General features: G+C 45.3%; 21 protein-coding genes. 5 read left to right on the top strand and 16 right to left on the bottom strand.

Features of this window, described 5'->3' with window-relative positions:
• Positions 1-261 precede the first annotated feature (261 nt).
• Entirely contained in the window at positions 262-1470 is a 1209-nt protein-coding gene (locus tag BN35_RS04320) for a transposase (RefSeq protein WP_051275191.1), read from the bottom strand.
• Between the two features lie 21 nt (positions 1471-1491).
• On the bottom strand, positions 1492-1737 hold the full coding sequence (locus BN35_RS12775) for a hypothetical protein (RefSeq protein ID WP_051275190.1): 246 nt from the start codon (positions 1735-1737) through the stop codon (positions 1492-1494).
• A gap of 86 nt (positions 1738-1823) precedes the next feature.
• Here BN35_RS12775 and BN35_RS04315 point away from each other — a divergent pair, with 86 nt between their 5' ends.
• A complete protein-coding gene (locus BN35_RS04315) occupies positions 1824-2309 on the top strand; it encodes a hypothetical protein (RefSeq protein ID WP_145992928.1) in 486 nt (161 codons plus the stop codon).
• A gap of 899 nt (positions 2310-3208) precedes the next feature.
• Here BN35_RS04315 and BN35_RS13875 read toward each other — a convergent pair.
• The 3 genes from BN35_RS13875 to BN35_RS04300 form a co-directional block, all read right to left on the bottom strand.
• On the bottom strand, positions 3209-3613 hold the full coding sequence (locus BN35_RS13875) for a hypothetical protein (protein WP_174362011.1): 405 nt from the start codon (positions 3611-3613) through the stop codon (positions 3209-3211).
• Between the two features lie 166 nt (positions 3614-3779).
• On the bottom strand, positions 3780-6158 hold the full coding sequence (locus BN35_RS04305) for a carboxypeptidase regulatory-like domain-containing protein (RefSeq protein ID WP_257009447.1): 2379 nt from the start codon (positions 6156-6158) through the stop codon (positions 3780-3782).
• Between the two features lie 327 nt (positions 6159-6485).
• Positions 6486-7646, bottom strand: a complete 1161-nt coding sequence (locus tag BN35_RS04300) for an IS4 family transposase (RefSeq protein WP_309546456.1) — start codon at positions 7644-7646, stop codon at positions 6486-6488.
• A 441-nt stretch (positions 7647-8087) separates the two neighbouring features.
• Between BN35_RS04300 and BN35_RS04295 the strand changes: the two genes are divergently transcribed.
• The gene (locus tag BN35_RS04295; protein ID WP_007175155.1) at positions 8088-8342 is read left to right on the top strand and encodes a hypothetical protein; all 255 of its coding nucleotides are present in this window, start codon (positions 8088-8090) and stop codon (positions 8340-8342) included.
• Between the two features lie 102 nt (positions 8343-8444).
• Positions 8445-8579, top strand: coding sequence for a hypothetical protein (locus tag BN35_RS14070; protein ID WP_007175154.1), 135 nt, complete (start codon positions 8445-8447; stop codon positions 8577-8579).
• Between the two features lie 257 nt (positions 8580-8836).
• Here BN35_RS14070 and BN35_RS14065 read toward each other — a convergent pair whose 3' ends face one another.
• The 3 genes from BN35_RS14065 to BN35_RS04285 form a co-directional block, all read right to left on the bottom strand.
• Entirely contained in the window at positions 8837-8965 is a 129-nt protein-coding gene (locus tag BN35_RS14065; RefSeq protein ID WP_257009446.1) for a hypothetical protein, read from the bottom strand.
• A gap of 166 nt (positions 8966-9131) precedes the next feature.
• Positions 9132-9353 (bottom strand): hypothetical protein, encoded by a 222-nt coding sequence (locus BN35_RS04290; RefSeq protein WP_004342114.1) that lies wholly within the window; start codon positions 9351-9353, stop codon positions 9132-9134.
• 4 nt (positions 9354-9357) lie between these two features.
• Positions 9358-9837: a hypothetical protein gene (locus BN35_RS04285; RefSeq protein WP_025072506.1), complete on the bottom strand. Its 480-nt coding sequence runs from the start codon at positions 9835-9837 to the stop codon at positions 9358-9360.
• Positions 9838-10272: 435 nt separating this feature from the next.
• On the opposite strand from BN35_RS04285, the gene BN35_RS04275 reads away from it, so the two are divergent.
• Positions 10273-11526 carry an ATP-binding protein gene (locus BN35_RS04275; RefSeq protein ID WP_025072508.1) on the top strand — a complete coding sequence of 418 codons (1254 nt, stop codon included), beginning with the start codon at positions 10273-10275 and terminating at the stop codon, positions 11524-11526.
• A gap of 98 nt (positions 11527-11624) precedes the next feature.
• Here the strand turns inward: BN35_RS04275 and BN35_RS04270 are convergent, their stop codons facing one another.
• The 8 genes from BN35_RS04270 to BN35_RS04235 form a co-directional block, all read right to left on the bottom strand.
• On the bottom strand, positions 11625-12128 hold the full coding sequence (locus BN35_RS04270) for a hypothetical protein (protein ID WP_007175148.1): 504 nt from the start codon (positions 12126-12128) through the stop codon (positions 11625-11627).
• Positions 12129-12141: 13 nt separating this feature from the next.
• Complete coding sequence (locus BN35_RS04265) at positions 12142-12939, bottom strand: topoisomerase C-terminal repeat-containing protein (RefSeq protein WP_036893559.1); 798 nt, start codon at positions 12937-12939, stop codon at positions 12142-12144.
• Positions 12940-13059: 120 nt separating this feature from the next.
• Positions 13060-13782 (bottom strand): hypothetical protein, encoded by a 723-nt coding sequence (locus BN35_RS04260; RefSeq protein ID WP_007175146.1) that lies wholly within the window; start codon positions 13780-13782, stop codon positions 13060-13062.
• Complete coding sequence (locus BN35_RS04255) at positions 13779-14978, bottom strand: toprim domain-containing protein (protein ID WP_007175145.1); 1200 nt, start codon at positions 14976-14978, stop codon at positions 13779-13781. The genes BN35_RS04260 and BN35_RS04255 overlap by 4 nt, the downstream gene beginning before the upstream one ends.
• 22 nt (positions 14979-15000) lie before the next feature.
• Positions 15001-16320 carry an ArdC family protein gene (locus BN35_RS04250; protein WP_007175144.1) on the bottom strand — a complete coding sequence of 440 codons (1320 nt, stop codon included), beginning with the start codon at positions 16318-16320 and terminating at the stop codon, positions 15001-15003.
• Positions 16301-16528: a hypothetical protein gene (locus tag BN35_RS04245; protein WP_025072511.1), complete on the bottom strand. Its 228-nt coding sequence runs from the start codon at positions 16526-16528 to the stop codon at positions 16301-16303. Before BN35_RS04245 ends, BN35_RS04250 begins: the two co-directional genes overlap by 20 nt.
• Before the next feature lie 50 nt (positions 16529-16578).
• Complete coding sequence (locus BN35_RS04240) at positions 16579-18351, bottom strand: MutS N-terminal domain-containing protein (protein ID WP_025072512.1); 1773 nt, start codon at positions 18349-18351, stop codon at positions 16579-16581.
• Between the two features lie 158 nt (positions 18352-18509).
• Positions 18510-19277, bottom strand: coding sequence for a DUF4099 domain-containing protein (locus BN35_RS04235; RefSeq protein ID WP_007175141.1), 768 nt, complete (start codon positions 19275-19277; stop codon positions 18510-18512).
• Between the two features lie 80 nt (positions 19278-19357).
• On the opposite strand from BN35_RS04235, the gene BN35_RS04230 reads away from it, so the two are divergent.
• Positions 19358-20419, top strand: coding sequence for a peptidoglycan DD-metalloendopeptidase family protein (locus tag BN35_RS04230; protein ID WP_007175140.1), 1062 nt, complete (start codon positions 19358-19360; stop codon positions 20417-20419).
• Positions 20420-20558 lie beyond the last annotated feature (139 nt).

Here is a 20558-nt window from a genome sequence, read left to right as displayed (position 1 = left end):
GTTTAAGGTTATAGATCTATCCACCGGTATGATCTTGAAACTTTAGTGATAACGTGAGCATATACGAGATCTGATTTTGCTTATATATCCGACTTAAATATAACTAGATGCAAGGCTTTGTCCTTGTACATTTGAAATTTGGAGTATGTGTCCCATCTTATCCAGTTTGTACCTTCTTTCTCTTGGTATTCAAAACGGCTATTTTTGAGCATTTCTAATTTATGTATCATATTACTCATTTCGTTTCTAATTTAGGGTCTGCTAACCAATAGTAACCATGCAAGCTCGTGGTATGGCAAAAACTCCTGCAAGTCCATCGAATTTGACGATAATACTCTTTTTGAAGTCTCTCGACCCTGTTTTTTCAAAAAAGAAACAAAGAAGTCCCCTTAGGAACTTCATTATGTTTTTAGCGAAGAAGCAAGCTCCTATCCATGTGTCAGCCGTATCGTTTAGTTTCGCCCGGATGTCGTTTGCCCGGTAAACTCTCTTGGAGGTTCCAAACGTGGCTTCAATCCAGTTCCTCTCACCGACAGCCCTTCTCTTGTCCTCCGCATGCTCATCGTTTTCTTCTTTCGGTGGCCGGCCAAGCGGATGGTTGTAACAGTCGACGTGGCATGCCTTGATATACTTTCTGTTCTCCTTTCCAAGGTAGAGCTTGTCGGCCTGAACTTCCCGCGGGAGCATGCCGAAACGCTTTTTGTAGAGTTCCATCTGGGTAACGAGGTCGGACGACTCGTTGTATGCGTCCCAGCTGAGATGATCCACATAAGTGTAGCCGTTGACGATGATGGCACCAACCTTTGCCCCAAACTCGATCTTGGCCTTTGCCTTGCCCCTGACGATGGGACAGAGATGAGGTTGGTAGATACTGATGATGCGGTCGGCACATTTGCGGACATTCTGCTCGAACATCATTTTCTGCTGTTCGTACATCTTGAATGCTGCATTGAGGCATTTGAAGTCATGCCGACTGAAACATGAGAGAAGGTCACTTGTATGTCTGCCGAGAAAATCAAGAAACGTCTGGAAATCAGCCTTCAAGCAACGTATCTGGATCAGCCTGGTCTTGTCTATGAGCTTCTTCCCCTTGCGCTTTTTCTTAATCAAGCAGATGAAAGCCTGGCGGGCTTCCGCACGGTGGATCTGCGGCTTCTTTATATTGTGGCGGGTACAGAATTTGTCAAGAAGGCGGTCTATCAGTCTGCTGCCGTCCTCCAAAAGGTTTGAGTCGGTCGGATAGCGAACCTCGGCATCGCAGCAGGTGGCGTCAACTCTCATCGTACCGCCATGGTCGTTGCCGTCCTCGTCCGTGCGCTCCCTCTTCGGCTTGCTTCCATCCACCTCCGCCAGCATCAAGGTAAGCATGTTGAAGAAATCATGGTCAAGACGCTTGCGGACAAGGACGAACAACTCGGGAACGAAAACCGGCTTTTCCATGAACTTGTCAAGACCGAGCAGATATTGCATGTAAGGGTTCTCCTGAATGGCCTAAATGGTCTTCTCGTCACTCAAATTCTCCACATGCTTCACTATCAAGGCACCTACCACCATGCGGGCGGGCTTGTTGCTTGCGCCGCAATGACTGTTCTTCAGGTGCTTGTTATATTCCTTCTCAATCCTGTCCCATGGAAGGTTGTCTGCAAGTTTGACCCAGCGGTTCAACTTGCTCAATCCTGAGAGGGACTCTTGGAGTTCAAACAAGTCGTGACTACGATATTGAGAGTAGTATTTCATTTTACGTCGTTAATGTTTTAACAACCAAAGGTAGTCATTTTTGGTGAATTACACAAATAATATAAGGTATATATTATTGAATATCAGTGGATTATATTTATTTAGTAGACCCTAATTATATTTGCCGAAAAGACGGTACGACCCCATTGATATTAGCTTCTGGCTATTTAGACAAAAATTATAATATTGATAAGCGCTATTTAATAGATCTTTTAGACGCAGGTGCAGACCCTACAATAAAAGCTATCGACCCAGCTACAGGGCTAGAGAGGAGTGCTCCTTATAAGGCTGCGGGAAGCTCCTTGCTATACATTAAAGAGCTTATAGAGAAAGGGAAAGTACCACCTCAATTTACAACAAATGAGATCAGTATGTTGGAAGCTGCTGCTATTCAGGATAAGGTAGATATTGTATATTATCTATGTGTGTCTAAGAGACAATCACTAATGGCACCATTAAAAACATATGGGAAAGATTCAAGAAAACTTATTGATATTGTAAGAGAATGGAATTTTAAACCTAATAGTAAATATTATATTTTACAAAAAGAGATTTTAGAAATATACAAATAGTATTGTAGAGGATAGGTAATACTCCAAATTTGGAATTATCAAAATAATCGTCTGGCTATCAATGGATTTCTAAAGATTAGGTGTAGAGGCAGGGATAAATTCTCTGCCTTTTGCTAGTACGCTCGGCATGAGCATTATCTAACGGGTGGAAGTCCCGAGTAAGCCCTAATAGCGGGAATTACATAGCCAAAGGCAAGGGTGTTCATCGTGAGGTGAAATCTGAAGGAAGCCGGCGGCAAACATCTGGCCTAACGAACAGAAACTTCATATAAGGCATATGACCATGGATAAGATTGCCAGACAAATCAAAGTCCCATAGCTATTCGGAATGGTCGGTGTAAATGAAGTAGGTATAAGATGGAAAGATAATGTTCTTATCCGAGGAGGTCTTACGGACGTTTCAAATAGTTGTTTTTACGAAAGAAGCGGAGTAAAGCTTGCCGTGAGAAGTCAGCAGAGGTCATAGTACCCAAGGTACGTGTGCCTACAGGGAAGGACCGAATCGTGCAGTGCAATAGTAAATGAATGCTACCCTGCGAATTTCTTCGTCAGATGTCCGAAAGGAGCTCTCTATCCAAGACGATAGGACGGAATCCGACAATAGGATAGAAGTGACGTTACTCAAAGGGATAGCTGAAAACAACTTGCCACACACCGTGAGGTGTAAAAGTACGAAACCGCCGTATGCCGAACGGCACGTACGGTGGTGTGGGAGGTCGGTAAATGTGAAAGTAGGAGGTAAATGCCTTTTATGAATAACATTTACCTCCTACCCGATTATTTGTAACCCCAAACAAAGAAAAATGAATATACGAGAACGCTTCGGCACTTTACGCTCCAGATTGGAAGTGAAAAACTCAAGTTTTCAACACTAAACAAGAGTTTTATAAAAGGATTGACTAATTTTGCACTTGCTGGTTGACTCTACGGTTGAATTTGGCATCATCAAAATCTACCAAAATCATCAAGCCTTTTCTCTTTCCTTCATAGCCAGCGTGCTTTTCGCCCAAGGAAGCCCGTGTCTTTGTGTATCTACGAGCAGCGGCTCTGCGTCTTTTTGCAACGGCTTTTCTAGCTAAAGTTGTGAAATCGGCAGGTCGATAAGCTTGAAGTTGTTCGTTAAAAACGTATTTCTGACCATCTTCTGCCTCCATGTAATGCAAGTGTTCATCGCCTTTGAACATTGCTCTTACCTCCACTCCACTCGCAAGATGAATGATTTTCCACCCGTTCTTTTTGACTGGTATGGCAACAACCCACTGCGTCATCCATATAAATAATAAAACGGAGAATAATCTTTTCATGCCATACTTTCTATTTGATGACAAAAATAATGAAAAGATTTTTAAAATCATCGCGAAGATTCAAATAAGAAGTACATAACCATTAAGCACGTACGTTCACATGCTTTGTGCTTTCAAAACCGTGACAAGAGCATCATGCACGCTCACCAATGGACATCTGTTGAGCTTACAGACCAAAATGTAGGCGGTAGACTACCATGGGGAAAAAGGAGAAATGATATTGTGACACATACGCACCTTTGTCAATATCATAAAATATGTATGCTATATTTTTTCGATCGGTGAGGTTAATTAAGTCAATTCCCCACTCCTGTGAGACCTTCTTACCATTCAGTCTGCCGCCCAAACGAGTGTCCAATCTGAAGTAAACAGGCATTTGTTCTTGATACCACTTATCGTATTGGTACACCTGGTCGTGAGTCGCTTGAGATGCCACCTCGTCAACAGGCGTGTATCTCAAGCCACCCGAGAGCGCCAACTGAGGTGAGGCAAAGAGGGTCCACTTGCTGCTCACAGGCCATTCAAACCCACCAGTGACATTGAGGATGTAACCACCATCAAACACTGTGCTGAATTCATGGTTGAGTACTGGGTCGGTATAGCGTGAGCGATAGAGGGTGCCGGACATCAAGAAGAAATAATTTTTGCTGAAGAATTTTTCCACCGTCAGTTCAAGTCCATAGTTTCGTCCCTTGCCAATATTGCGAAGTCCGGCGATGCGTTCCATGGAGTTTTCGCCTGCTCCATAATTGAGTAGCGACACTCCATAGGCTTTGTTCTCAGCCGCAATATCAAAAAGCCATTGATAATAAAGTTCTGTATGCACACGCCAATCCTTGTTAATTTGGTAGTTGTGCGAGAGGTTTGCATGCCAACTCTTGGAAAAACCCAAGTGATGATTGCTGTCCGAATAATGACCATCGGCCTCTCTGACAAAGAAAAAAGTGTGCGGAGGCAACTGACTGTAAAGGCCTCCTGCGAGGCCAATGGTGTGATGGGTACCAAGTTTCAACTCAGCAGCAGCGCGTGGTTCCAAAGCATAGTTACCATTCAGGGGCAAATAACTACCATGTACGCCTGCAGTGACAGTAAAAGCATCGCTGAACAAATGCTGATACTGCGCATAAGCGCGATAAAGGGATAATGTGCTTGTATCGTCATTGAGGGGATAGGGTATATCTTCCACCTCATTGAACATATTGAGAAAATATTGATCGACAACCGTACCCACATAAAGATTGTCGTGATGCGTGGATAATCGATGACGGATGTCGGCCGAAAACGAGAGTTTATGTTCCTTGGTTAGATCCGTAAAAATCATTTTAAAGTCTTCCTGATTGGCCATTTCCTTATTGTACACTCTCATCTTTATATCATTGTAGTTCCAAGAAAGTGTGGCATGAAGATCGGTCCGAGCAGCCAGTTGGCCATGATAGACCATACCTAACAATGCCAAGCCACTGCGTAAGTTAACCTTTTGGTCAAACGATAGATTGTCAACTTGCACGGTCGTACCCGCCCCGGAGAGTTCTGATGTCTTGAGATGAATGCTACTAGTACCTACAATGCCAATCAATGAAAGCGTGTGACCCTCGTGGATGCGCCAATCTATCTTGGTTGTTAGGTCTTGATATCTTGGCACAACGGCCATGGATTTGCCGAAAATCTTCATGGCATAGCTTGCCAACTCTGGGATGGAATAACGATAGGAGGCAAGATAGGTCATCGAACCGTCCTTGATCATCGGCCCCTCTGTCATGAGTTCGGCCCCATTATAGCCCATCTGGAAGCGCATTTGATGGTTGTTGGGATTGCCTTTTCTCAGATTCAAATCAAAGATTGCCGCAAGTGCATTGCCTTTTGTTGCCTGCCAACCGCCCAACAAAAAATCAGAGTTGGTAACAACATTCATATTAAGGGCAGTTACCTGTCCAGCCGTCATTCCCAGTCCGGCGTTGAAATGGTTAGGATTTGGAATTTCAATCCCATCCAATCGATATTGCACGCCTAATGATGAGTTGCCTCTCACCACAATCTCATTACGCGAATCATTGATGGGCATCACGCCTGCAAAGCTCCTCACCATCCTGCTTGGATCGCCTAACGAACCCGCATAACGCTCTGTTTCTTCCACACTAAAGCTTCGAGCGCCCGCATAGGCAAGCGGCTGTAGGGGCCGAGCTTTGTTGTAATATCGCTTCACCTCTACGCCCTTGAGATTATAAGTGGCAGACTCCAGTTTGACATCAAGTGACACTTCTTCACCCATAACCAACAACAAACTGATCTCCTTGTCCTGGTAGCCCACTGAACTGGCCCGCAAAACTTGCCTACCCAACGGTACTTGTAGTTCAAAACGACCCGCTTTATCTGTCGTTTGGGTGATTGAAGGCTCCGCGTTTACAATGCTCAAACTAACATCAGCCAACGGGTTTCCATGAATGTCCGTCACCCTACCCAATACCTTTTGCGTTCTGTTTCCTTGTGCCATGATGGACATGGAAACAACTAACAACAGCATACAAGTGCCAATCCACCTTTTCATCATACGATAGTTATAAGATTTGTTCGCGCAAAAATAATTATATCATATTACAAACCTGTTAAAATCCCATCAATTAATCATGAATGCTCAATACTTTCTCATTGAAATTTTGCTGAATTAAGCAATCGAGTAGGAGGTAAACACTAATCATAGGTGTTTATTTCCTACTTTCGTGTTCACCGACCTCTCACACCACCGTACATGCGGTTCCGCATACGGCGGTTCCTATTTTGGGTGGCATTCGAGATACGACCCCATTAAAGTTGCATACCCTGCAGAGCGTAGTCTATAGTTATCTATCGCCCTTCACTACTGTCCGGTTAAATTTCACCAAAGCGAAAGTTGGCGGTCATTTTCTGGATTTTGATTAATAATTGTTTTATCAAATAGTTCATTCAACGGAGTCCTCTCAAAGAGAACTTGTCCGATGACGTTAGAGAATATGTAAAGATTTTGCTTAATATGATACATCTTCAAAGCAATAGTAAGAAGCAGATAATCGCAGATAGCTATCCATATTTGCGTAAAGACTGCATTCTGGGTTGTTCCATAGAACGACTTGATATGCAAGTGCTGCTTAATCCATTTGAAGAACGTCTCGATAGTCCAACGCTCTCGGTAGAGTTCTGCAATGGTAATTGCTGGAAGGATGAAATCATTAGTCAAGAATCGATACACAACGTTCTGAGCATAGTCTTCATATGTAACCAATCGCAACACGTCTGGATGTTTCTTGGCAGTCAAGAGACCAGAGAGACTGATAGTTTCAACAGAGATGACACCAGTCTGCCTATCAACCACTCTTGTCTCGAAAACATTGTACTTCATATTATCCTTTGCTCGGGTAACAAAGTATGCATGTTGTTGTTGAAGGATTCGGAACAGCCGATCAAAATCGACATATCCTTTATCCATAAGGTAATAGGCGCCTGTTTCGATTGGCAGCATATCCATAGCTTGGCTATCATGTACATTGCCGGGAGTAAGGAGAACAAAGTTAGGTATACTGTTCTTAACATCAACCAAGGTATGCATTTTGAACGCCCCTTTATCATGGTGGAACTTTGCCCAAGGACAAAGTTGCAGACAAAGATTAATGGTACTGCTGTCAAAAGCATAGACCATGTTGTCGATGTTCAGACGGTAATAATTATCCTTATAAAGGGCCTTAGCTCTATCGACAAATATCATTGCATAGTCTTGATAAATACGCCAGTTTTTCTTTTCGTTCATATCAGCAAGAGTAGATTTTGGCATGATTTTCAACCCCGCATGGTACAATTTGGAGTTGAATGCGGTAAGTTGAGCTTCTATACTTCGAAGACTTGCACTGCTAGTAAATTGAGCATAACTCATGACAAGAAACTGATCACGGCAAGTGAAACGTCTTGCATGAAAATCCCCTCGATATTTGTCAACACATTTCCCGAGCTCGTAATCAGGGATGAGAGACATCAGTTGCGAGAGTACAGTGTTTCCGACATTCATATCCTGTGCTATCTTATATATGAGGCAGTACAAAGATAAGTAATCAAATCGGAAAATTTTTAAATCGATGTATCTCATTGAATATTAACGAAATGAATGATAGTCTGGAAATTTTAACCGGACACTAGTGAAAAGGATTGACTAATTTTGCACTTGCTGGTTGACTCTATACCTTAATGGAAGAGGGTAAAATATTATAAAAAAATCGAAGGTTATTAATTTTGTTTTATAGAAAAGGTCTAACTTTGTAAACCAAACTTTATAAGATTGCGCAATTCTTCAAGTTTTTATTCACATACCATGATAAAATAAAGAGCGGCCCATAAAAACCTGACAAATAAGGCACTGGTACTTGATCATAATGTGCCAATAGCTAACTTCGCGAAGAAAATGGATGAACACCGAAGAAGTTTAGTTTCTCGCAACAAAAAAGAGAGCGCCATGGCAGGTAATGAGTTGAAGAGAGCCGGAAATGGAATGGAAGAACTGCATGCAAGGATGCTTGGGCATCTTGCTGCAAGTTTGAAATGGAATGTGGCATCTTCAACTCATCACTGGCCTTGTAGCGCACGAAATGACCTAACCTCTCTCCCTTGTCATTCTACGTCCCTGAAGAATGATGAAAGCGGTATTGTAATGGTTGCTGCTTTATGCGCAATGAATGGAGATACGGCTTTCAGGGAAAAAGCCTTCTGAAATATAGGTAAAACCACATAGGTAGTCTGTGTAACCCCAATGCAACACAAGAGTTGGGTTACACTGGAGATGCACTGACGTCACACAGGAAAAATGTGCGATATGGTGGGCATAGGCACGGAGCAGGAAGTAAGATGGGCGGAGCCGTGGAGCGGTCATGGGCGACAATCCATCACCAGCGTAACAGCGGCAGCCTATCCTTTCTGTACCATGCTATGCACTCCATCCAGCACATAATGGATTACCGCTCTCCCTTGTTGCTCTGTGTCCCAACGGAGCGATGAAAGCGGTGTGGAGTCATCACACTCATTTATGACGTGATAGCGAAATACGGCTTTCAGGGAAATTAAGTACTCCCAAATAAAAGTCTTGTTTTTTTTGAATCAAAAAACAAGACTTTTATTTTAACCAAGCATTATTCAGCTAAGCATCTTTCTCCCAAACAGGCAGCGGACTGTGACCGCTGCCCGATTTTGAAAGCTGGGCATACCTTGTCAGATATACCCCAGCCATGCTCGCTCCTCCCTGCTTATTCTGCCCACCTGCTTACAAGGATGGTTGCAGAGCGCTAAATCAATCTCACGGTATGACAAAGTGGTCTGTATGCCACTGTCCATGACCATTCCACAGTGTTTTAGGATTTTGCATAACACTTGGCTTCCTCGCTGCGCTTTGCTTCTACCTTGAAAGTACCCTCGAAGATGTATCGAGCCGGTGCGCTATAAATCTTCTTCATTGTATTTCCTTTTGAAGGAGTATGCCTGAAACTCGGCACACTCCTGGTTCTACTTAGTCAAACATCGCATTGACGTGGGTTTCAAACTCGTCGTCTGAATAGCTGTAGAAGATGTCATCTTCCACATATCCGTAAAATAGATTGTCCACTGATGGAAAATCTTCTTTCCACTTGTCGCACACACTACAGGGTGCAAATAGTGCATCGCCCAACTGCGCATTGCAAATCTCTCTTGCATCAACGCCCTCTATCGAAAAAATACTGATATTCTCCATGCTTTTAGAAATGAAAATCAATGATACCACCGATATAAAGTTCGTCACCCTCCGTCAGATGCTCCACCATGCGCATCAACTCCGCCGACTTTTCCGCAAAGGTCTGATAGTCGTCATTACATAGGTAGAATTGGGCATCAGTGTCCAGCGGATTTTGCAGCTCGGTCTCCAACTGGTATACCTCACCGCAAAAGTTCATCACGTTTTCCGTGTTTACCTTTGCCGCTTTCGTCTGAATACGCTCCACCCACTCACGTTTCCACTGTCCAAAATCGCCTTGATACACCAAGGTCGTTTCATCTTTCAGGCGAAACATGCCCAATGGCAGAATATGAGTCATGAGCGAGTAAACGGCTCTCTTCCGTTCTTCTTCTGATATGGCGGCACAATAGTCATAATCGCTGCCATCACCCTGCAACAAGGTATCTTCACAGAGATAGCCCTCGATGCGTTCTTCCGATAATTGAAAAATCCATGCGTGCATAACTTATCATTTTAAGAGGTTATCAATCTTAATCTTTTCCCTTTTGTGAAGTCTTCAGACTTCTTGCAGGTACTTGATTTTCGAGCAAAACAGGACGGCATAAGCGGGAAAAATAAGGCAAGCAATGCACGGAAAAATTGACGGAATACCCAAATCTTGATTTGAGGAAGGCTGCCGTCTATTTTTCTGCGCATAGCCCCCAGCGGTGCTTGCCGCTCTTTCCTATGCCGTAACTTTGCAAAGAAAATGAGTACTTGCAGCAAGGAGGCAACCGCAAACATGGAAATGATAGACAGTAAATACCGCACATCATGACGTACCTTTCTCTGATAATAAGGAAAACAAGAAAATAATTACTGTTTTTTTGCTTAAATGACATGAAATAGTTATATTTGCTGCATAAATCTGTGTCGTGACACAAAAATATATTCTAAAATGCTATTTGAACGGAAGTATTACCTAAGCCAGCTACAGAATGCTGATGGAAACGGTATGATCAAAATCATCACCGGGATGCGACGCTGTGGCAAGTCATTCCTCCTTTTCAATATCTTCCGAAAGAGTCTTCTTGAAAGGGGCATTCACGAAGATCACATTATTAAAGTCAATTTGGAGGATCGCCGAAATAAGAAGCTACGTAATCCAGATGCACTTCTTGAACATATCGATAAATTGATGACAGATGCAGAGAAGTATTACATTCTGTTGGATGAGGTGCAGTTGGTCAGTGAGTTTGAGGATGTTCTTAACTCTTACCTTGGCGTACCCAATGCAGAAGTGTATGTTACCGGCTCAAATGCAAAATTCCTTTCAAGAGACATTATAACGGAATTTCGTGGACGAGGATGGGAAGTACGCATCCACCCACTTAGTTTTGCAGAATATTATGAGGTGATAGGTGGTGAAAAGGCAGAAGCCCTGGATCAATACTATAAATATGGTGGCCTGCCAGCTGTGGCAGGAATGAAACGAGCTAAAGACAAGCAGAATTACCTCCGCGAGATTTTTGAGACGGTGTATCTAAGAGACGTTATTGACCGCAACCATCTAAAGAATGCAGACGGCTTACGGGAGCTGGTTCGTATTCTTGCCTCTACTATGGGGGCGAGTACCAACGTGCGACGAATTTCAAATACTTTCAAGACTGCCGCAGGCATAGATGTTGCCCCTGCAACGATAGCCAAATACATCGCGTGTCTGCAAGATGCATTCATCATCAGCGAAGCATTACGCTATGATGTCAAGGGTAGGAAATATATCGGCACAGAAACCAAGTATTATTTCGAGGATGTAGGGATAAGGAATGCCGTTGTTGAATTCCGCCAATTTGAGCCAACCCATATTATGGAGAATGTTGTATATAACGACTTATGTCGCATTGGTTTCTCGGTTGATGTCGGATTAGTTGAAAGTTTCAAACGCGATAATAATGGCAAACTCACAAGACGAAACCTCGAAATAGATTTTGTCGTCAATCGACATGATGAACGATTATACATTCAGTCTGCCTATGCTTTACCTTCAAAGGAGAAAGTTGATCAGGAACAAGCCTCACTCTTGCAAGTGTCAGACGGCTTCCGCAAGATTATCATTGCCGGTGATCATTACAGTACTGGTTATAATGAGAATGGCATCTTGGTAATTGGACTTTACGATTTTCTGTTGGAGAAAGCGAATATCTGGAAATAGTATAAACAGCAAGTCTATAATACTCAAGGAAGAAACAGGGGAAGCTACAGATAACTTCCCCTGCTACTTTTTTACCATGTATCTTCATGAAAGAACTTTTATGGCAGCGGTAGTTCAAACGTCCTCACCACTGACTTGCCGTCCTTACTGATGAAGAACCACCGTTCAGCATTGTATTTCATGCCATGATGCGTTACCGCCTGATAGTCGATCTTCACTTTCCAACCCGTCCATTCCTTTTTGCCAGTTGCCTGACTGAGCATCTGTCGAATGTCCGAGTTGGCACGCATCTGTCTTTCGGCGAGATCCATCACGTAGAAGTCATTGATGTCCAGCGACTGCATATTGTTGGTACGTTTCATAATACTGTCCGTGACCGACTTCATGATACGGATGATGCCCGCCTTCTCTTGTTGCGAGAAGTAGCTGAACCCAAAAGCCGAATCAGGCTCTGATATCGCCAACATCTGCAACTGCTTAGGATATTCCACTGACTGTTTCAGATTCTCCACAGCCAACTGCTTCAACGCATGACGCTTATTTTTACAACCAGTGAGGCATAACAATGCCACCACTACATATATAATACTTTTTCTTTTCATCACTAATAACTGCTTAAATCATGATTATTCTGTCTTTTTCAGGTGTCAGTTGCAGCCGCTTGTAGTACACCGTACCGTCTTCCTTGTAAAATTCGATGCAGTCTCTGGTTACGCCCTGTTCGCAAATTTGCTTCACCTCCTCCACCGATACGGCATGACCGCTGATGTTACGCCAGATAGAGAACTTGCATGGATGTTCGGCATTGCGATAGTTGGCACAGTTGTAGGCCTTCAGTCCAACATGCAGGTCGCCGCCGCAATGCGGACACTTTGCGATGCGCGATTCCAGCTTCACCTTGCCTTCGGCTATCGACAACGACGAGGCAAACATCTTCCACTCATTTGAGGCAAAGCCCTCCAGGGCGATATGCTTGCCATTCAAGAACGCCACGGCATCCTGCTCCATAATCCTACGGTTGCAGATAATACCCGGAATCATAAAGTCACACGATGGATGCTCACCGATGGAATTTTCACATCGGTAGCCCTTTGAAGTCTTGCGCATCTTACCTCCACAGATAGGACATACTCCGTCGATATAATGTACACCTGATGATACCTCCACCTTTCCATTACGGATGACGAGAGCCGCCTTAAAATACTGTCCGTCCTTGTTTTGCAGCGAGAGCACCCCCGTATGACCATGCTTGACAAGTGGCGCCACCAGTTCCTCCGTTACCTCCAAATTAAACAAACGATTAGGGATAACGAATCCACAGGACTGCTCACTGCACTTCCAGTCCTGCTCGTCGTGCACCATTGTACCTCTGCCACAAACGGGGCAAATCATTAAGTTATTTGTATCACTCATATCTTTGCATTTCTTAAAGTTTAATGATTACCAGGCAAATCCGTTGTTTGCACTGCTCTTCCTCGAAATAACAAAGTGTCGCCATGCAAAAGTACAGAAAAATGCCCATATTCAGACCTCTCAAATATATTTCCACTCATAGATTAGTCCATCCACAATCGCCTTTCCTGACATCACCGTGGCCCAACCTTCAGGATCAAGCCCAAACCACAGGTCATTCCACGAGTACGTCCTTACCTGCCATGCCAGCAGCCACAGATCGGTGTTGATCGTCTCCAGTTTCGTCACCACCTCATTGGCAATGTAATACCGTTCCGCTGAGGACAGTAGGTTTACCTTATGCTTCTCATTCACAGACTTGCCGGTGGCATCATAGCCACTCACGTTGTATGTGCCGCTCGTTACCAGTTGTTTCATGAACGGATAGAGCGAAGCCATTTGCGTGGCAGCATCCGTCAGTTCATCAGACACCAAGAGAGCAATGGCCGTTCCTTTCAGATGACCGGGCAGCGACTGGCGCAACAGGTTCATGTTTCGTGGAATCTCTACTGTTGTCAGTTCTGCCGCTCGCTTGATCTGATAAAGGTTCTGCATGGCTCCTTGTGCATTGGAGAGATACGCCAGCATCTTGTCCTCCACCTTGTGCATTCTGTCCATCGCCACAGTGACTGCCGTTTCCGCAGCAATGATTTTTTTCTGTGTCTTCTCGCGGTCCTTGAAAATCTTTTTCAGCATTCCGCTCTGCGCTATCACTGCACCCGTCAGCGTCGGGTCCGTCTGTTGTGCCATCATAGGGCAGAAGGTTAAACTACCCAACAATAATATGATGAAGATTCGTTTCATAAGCCCACCCCTTTCTCACGGCGGTCAGCCAGATTCCGATCTCTTGCAAACTTGTTTTCTACCGCCACAACTTCCATCTGTTTACCCATCAGCTGGTCGTTCCAGTCCTTGTAGTTCGCAGCAGCCTTCCATTCACCTACATTATAGCGGATGTGGATATGCTTGCGAAGCTCACGGATAGACAGCTGTTCATTAGCAATGGCAAAGTTCTTCGCGCCAACAGTAATCATCACCTTGTCCTCTTCCTTATGCACATTCAAGCGGATGCCCTCCAGCAAGGCAGCCATGCGGATGCCATAGATACGCCCGGCAAGGTCATTATCAAAACAGTCCATCGCCTTAGCTTCCGGGTAATGCGCCATGATACCCTTGATCTGACTGTCGGAGAAAGTGCCTCCCAGCGATACGAATGCCGAATGAGTACCATCTAAGCGAAGGTGATTCAGCTGATAGAACGCCATGATGTCGTAGGCACTTTCAGCGAAATAGACATGTCTGATGTCTGTAGGCTCTCCACCTTGTGAGAGATCAGCAATCCATGCCCCCGTCGTCGAGTTAGTACCAGCTGCCTTACTCTTGAATGAGCCAAAGCCACGGATTTCATAGCCCACCACCTTGTCCTTGCCAGCCTCCGTATAAGGGAAGCCGATGTTGAACTGCTTGTAGGTGGTATGGCTGTTGTCCCTTATTTGCTTGATAAATGGTGCGAAGGCACTCACCGTCTCCTCGTTGATGCCACGCTGGGCAAAGAATGCCATCACTTCAGAAGGCGCACCATTAACATCCTTCGTTTCATAGCGTTTCGGATCAAACACGATACTACCCGTGTACCCAGCTTTCGTAAGATACTGGCTATCCCCATAGTCAGGAATCGGCTCATTGGCGAAGTGGGCCATCACCTTGCCGATGATTTCCCACTCGTTTCTTCCAGACTCGTGGAAGCTGCTAAGGTTCTCACGTATCAAAGATACCACATCACCGCCTCTTGCCCCGTTACGCCGGAAATAAGTCTGCGCCGCCTTCTCCTTCGGGTTCTTGATGATGAGCTTGTCCTGATGACCCGTGGAGTCAGACAAGACCATTTCAATGTATCTTCCCACACCAGCCGAGCGGTCGAGACGATAGCCCAGATAATAGGCAATATCATCTACGCCTACCTTTGTTTTCAGGTCTTTGTAGTTTACACTCTGTTTCATAACTGCCTACAAGTATAAAGGGTTATATTTTCATACGATGAGCATGCTGCTGTGTCTGTGCCATGACCACATCGCCAAAACTTTTTTCCAGCGTATGGGAGAGCAGACGCGCCTTCTCCGTTTCTTCCGAGAGAGAGAAATAAAGGATGCCCAAATTTCGGTCAATCGGTTTGAGTCCCAAATCTTGACCTTGGAATGAGGCTCGCACCGCATAGTCGCCATCATTTTGCTTGATGATGGAGGCGTTCTCAAAAACGACCTTGTCCTTGGGAATGTCGGTAGAAAGGTTTCTGTTTTTACCGAGTAAAGGCTCTTCACCCAACGCCATTTTCTGCTTGTCCACCTCTTCCAGTACCATGTTAGCAGCCTTGTTCACGTCGGCCATCACCGACACGATGAACTTAGGATTTTCCTTGAGAGTGGAGATCCAACTATCGAGGTAAGCCGCATTGTTGTCCAGAATACGCTTGTCAAAGCCCATTGAGTTGCCTACCATCGCTGCCGTCAGCTCAGCCACCAGTTCCTCCTTGGCATATTTCGCATCGCCGAACTTCTCATGGCTGCCCCTGTTCAGCCGAGGTTCCGTACCGGTGGAGTGAGCCATCTCGTGCAGGGCCGTGGAGTAGTATTCCATACCGTCCTTATAGACCTCTTCCAGTGTCTTGCCGATGTTGAACTGCTCTTTCTTTGGAATGACGATGATATCCTTGGAGGGAGAGAAGTATGCACCGGGTACCTGCTTGTCATATTGGATAGGACAAATCCACTCCTGCTTCTCAAACATACGGTCGAGAGCCTTGCTGGTAAACATCCCCTCGGCATCACGCAGCTCCGGTGGGGCAAACAGCTTTTTGAGAGCTTCCATCTTGTCAGGCTTCACCTCAACCAGATTGGTCTGATCGACATTGAACACATTGAAGGCTTTCAGGAAAGGAATGGTCTGCACCTGCATCCGCTCTGCAAGGCTCATCTTGCGGTAGGCCTCTTTAGAAACTTTCTTACCATCCTTGTCCCTTGCCATGATATCCCAGTAGAGCACTGGCATAGCCGACTCACCTTTCTTCACATGTGCTCCCATGTCGTTGGCCTGCTTGAAAGTGAGGTACACGGGCATGGAGTAGCCACGGAGAGCCGTGTCCAGTTGGAGGAAGAAAGAGTTACTTCCCGAATATCCACGCCCAGATACATTCTGCGGCATGGCACCAGGGGCAGTAGCACTGCCAATCCACCCCTTATGCCAGCCAACGGACTTCATCTGTTCCATGCGCTCAATCATCATCTCCGTGAACCTGTCCACGGCTTTCTGACCGAGCGTCTTTGTTTCAGTTCCAGCTGTAGTCATAGTCGTCCTCCGCCAAGATTTGCTTATCCTGCATACTCAGTTCCACCGACTCCATATAGAACTCTGCGGTATCTTCGCTGGGATGGATGTTGTGTTCCTTGCACCACTGCATGAAGTCGTCCGCATGTTCACCTTCAAGCGTGAACTGCAGCCATCCTATCCGTCTGTCCTGTTTGAGCTGGACCAGCTCTTCAAAACTATATGCCATTTTCTTTAAATTTATGTTATCTGTGTTCATTATAGAAATCCCCCCAAGGGCTACATCTTCAGTCCATTGCTGATAGCCTGCTTCTGACCCGACAGTACTTTGATGTCATCTGAGAGATATTTGGCTGCCAGCTGTTCACGAGTGACGGTCTTGGCTTGGAAGAGAGAAAAGCCGTCGTCAAAGGAAATCGCCTTCTTGTCCGTGCGTCCGTTCTCGCCCACGGCTGCTGAAATCTTCCACTTGCCGTCCATGTTGTCCTTTGCCACCCGAATATCCTCCACTTTGATGTTGGCAGGGAGCTGATAGACGGCGTAGGCCGATGCCAGGTGCAGCCGTTCGCCAAAGTTCTTTTCCACCAATGCCGCCGGTGTCGTCACGCGGTCGAAGAAAGCACTCTGGTCTTCTTTGGTCATAGGAGCCGACATTCGCTGGTCGCTCACCTGGGCATAGAGCTTGTACTTGCCATAGTCAGCCCGCTGCTCATCTTTCTCCTTATACACTGTCATCTTGTCAATCACCCTGCCGTCAGATAGGATGTTGGCGGCCTTGTACTCCTCGGCAGATACTTTGGGTGCCAGCTTTGTGGGATAATATTTCTGCATCATATTCTCCACCTTCGCTTCCCGTTTCTGATAGGCAGCGATGTCGACAGCGTCCATCTTCATGGGGTTGAGCTGCTTCCCATTGAGCTGCGCCACATAGAACCAGTCGGCTGGATTCACCTTGGACTGGAAGGCATGGGCATGGGAAACCTTGTCGCCATTGACCGTAACCATCTGCGGCTCACGCGGCTGATGCTCCTGCTTGACGGTTTCCGTTTTTTCCACCGATTTTCCTTCCTCTTTCTTTTCCTGTGCTGTCGTTTCCGTTTTCTCAGACACGGCTTTCTCCACATTTTGCTTCTTCTCCAGACTGTCCACGATAGCCACACGAAGACCAGCCCGGATGAGTTTGGGCAGATTCGTGTCCAGCGCATGATGGGGAAATGTAACCTGCAGAGAGCCGTCTTCTGCCTTGGCAGGCTTGTTCGCTTTGAGCCCCAATGTGTCAGCCACCTTGGAGGCATCAGCGTTCAAGGTTGTGTAGAAGTCTCCCGTTCTGAAGAGCAGGATGGCATCAGGGTGCATCTCCTTCATGTTCTCGTACAGCTCTGCCAGCGTCTTTGACTTCGGGAGCTTTGTCGTTTTCTTTGCAGCTTTTTTCTCGGTTTGAGCCGTCGGCTCTTCCTTCAGGGTAGCTTGCTGCTGCACCTCTTCTTTTTTCTTACTTGCCATATTGTTGTCAATTAAAGGGTAAATATCCGACTTCCATTTGTTGGGCGTGAATTTATGCGTATCACCGAGTACCGCCATCAGCGTGTCCTGTCTGCCCATTGCTTCATATGCGGCCATTGCCGTATGCCCGGTGTCGAGTACATTGTCAATGAGTATGGGTATCTTGTTCCTGGGTAGCCTGCGGATGCGATAAAAATAGAGCGGCACCTCATCGAGCGAGCCATTGGCCTTCTTCACCAGATAAAGCGGATCGTGGGTATTGCTTGCCAGCGCGTCGATGACAGGCAGATGCAGTGCTTCGCTTATTTTCTCGGCCAGCGTCTTGGTGTAACCGGCCCTGCCGGTGCGGTTTGGGATAGGTACCAGTACCACCTGCTTGTCTTTAGGCATGACATTCCTGACTGCCGCAGTCATCATCGCCGCAGCCTTGGCAATGGCCATGTCGTCCCCAGCTTTCACCTTTCGGGCAATAGGAGCAACTTTGGCATAGCCAGCCACGGAGCTGACGATGTAGTCGAAATCAAGATTTTTATATTTCTTTCTACCCACCTTGCTTGTCGTGATATGCTTTAACGCTACAGTTCTACAACAGAAGAACTCGCCAATAGAGAGGAATGTTAAAGCACTCACTGGCTCTTATGAAAGTGACAAGCCGGGAGCAGAATATTAAAGAATCCCTTGTTGGGAGGATGGTTATTCGTCTTGTGCTATCGAATCAAGCCAGTATGCTGTTTCTTTTCGATAGACTCCGAGGGGTTGTTGGTCATGGCTTGGCGTTCCACCACTTTCTGGTATTCCCAGCGGTTTTCGTCGGTCATCACATAACCCATAAAATCCTCGTGAGCATCATCGTAGCGCATCTTTTGCAATTGTTCCCACTCCCTCATGTCGCCGTTGACAATTTTGAAGCCTTGTGGCTCACGTAGGTCAACGCCCACCGTTACCTTGGTGTCGCCGAGATCCAATTCCACAGGTTTACCTTTCTGCAAAGCCTCCTTTTGATTGGCACCCAGCTCGATGTCCTTCACTTTATCTCGTGTTTGTAGTTCTGTCTCGATAGGAATGCTGGTCACATTACGGTGCATGAGCGAGTTCGTTTCCTTATCCAGCTGAACAAATCTTACTTTCCTTTCTCCCTCCACGTCCACTTCCTTGCGTATTACCTCGCCAGACAGCACTCGTTGGAGCTCATTTTGGTTAAGTCCTAATTCATTGGCAACCTCTCTACGGAGTGGGTAAGTCATCAGTAACACTTCTTCGTTATCATCCAGTACGAATTGGGCTTTCATCGGTAACTGTATCACCTTGCCATTTGATGTTTCCGTGTTGGCTATGAAAACAGGCGTTACCTCTCCACAAAGCAGCGGAACTTTCAGAGCATCAGGCATCAACGCCAGTTTCTCCTCGTTGATACCCAACTGCTTCAATTTGTCTAAAACAGTTTCTTGGGCTTGAAAAGTAATCACATCTTCCATACGTTAAATGTTTGAAGGTAAATTTGTAAACGAAAAACCCGAAAAGAGGGCACCGCACTGAACAAAATTATCAAAAGAAGATGAATATAAGACAACGATACCGATTATTTCTGATTGTCACTGCTGCCATGTTTTTTAGTAGTGATATGGCAGCACAGTTCTTTACCCTCAGACCACAGATAGTTACAAAGCAGAAAATGGCTGTAAAACAAAGAGTTACGACACAACAAAAGGACACTATAAAGGTTCGTCCTATGGATATTTCGTTCCAGACAGGAAACGGCATGGAAGTGAGTATCGAAAAGGATGTACCACTGTTTGTCAACGTGAAGGACTCCCTGCTTTTTGGCTTGATTAGTCAGCGTATGAATGTTTGCTTACCTCTTGACTTCCTGAAACTCACTTCTGCCTATGGTTATAGAAAAGACCCTGTGAGCAACTGCACTGTCTTTCATAACGGCATCGACCTGCAATGCAACCATGCCCATGTCTATGCTATGCTGCCTGGTATCATCAAGAAAGTACACTATGGGAACAAAGGCTACGGCAACTATATCGTGTTGGAGCATGGCATCTTTGAATGTCTGTACGGACACCTTAGCATGATAACCGTCCATGAGGGCGATGCGGTGACGGCAGGAACCATCGTGGCAATATCAGGGAATACAGGTAAAACTACAGGACCACATCTACACATCAGACTACGAAAGGAAGGCAGAAGTGTGGACCCTAACCACTTCGTTGATTATCTCAAAGTCTACATCACTGAATTACAAGATAAAATGGCATATCTCCGCTTCGGCACAAAGCCAGACCGAGCGTTGAACATCAAAAACCTGATGGCCGTTCTCCGTCAGTATGATGTGAAGTTCCCCCAAATCGTAGTGGCACAAGCCCTGCTTGAAACAGGTTACTTCACTTCCAGAGTCTGTCTTGAAAACAATAACCTCTTTGGACTACGTCGTCCCAGCAACGGCAACTACTACACATTCAGCTCATGGGAAGAGAGCGTCAAAGCCTATAAAGACTATGTGCAGTACAAATATAAGGGCGGCAACTACTACGATTTCCTGAACAGAATCGGGTATTCGGAAGATTGTGAATATATAAATAAAGTGAAGCAGGTTGCTTATAGCTTATAATTTTTGTGACCACAGAAAAAATTTTGAATGGTCGAGCATTGAAATACATTTTTTCTAAAAAAATATATAGTCAAAACTACAACTTTTCTAAAAAAATATATATCTTTGCACAGAAAATAATCTCTGCGGCAACAGAGAT

The sequence above is a fragment of the Hoylesella timonensis 4401737 = DSM 22865 = JCM 15640 genome, assembly GCF_000455445.1.
Lineage (GTDB): Bacteria > Bacteroidota > Bacteroidia > Bacteroidales > Bacteroidaceae > Prevotella > Prevotella timonensis.
The sequence above is the reverse complement of the archived record's forward strand: the minus strand, read 5'-3'. Positions and strand labels throughout refer to the sequence as shown.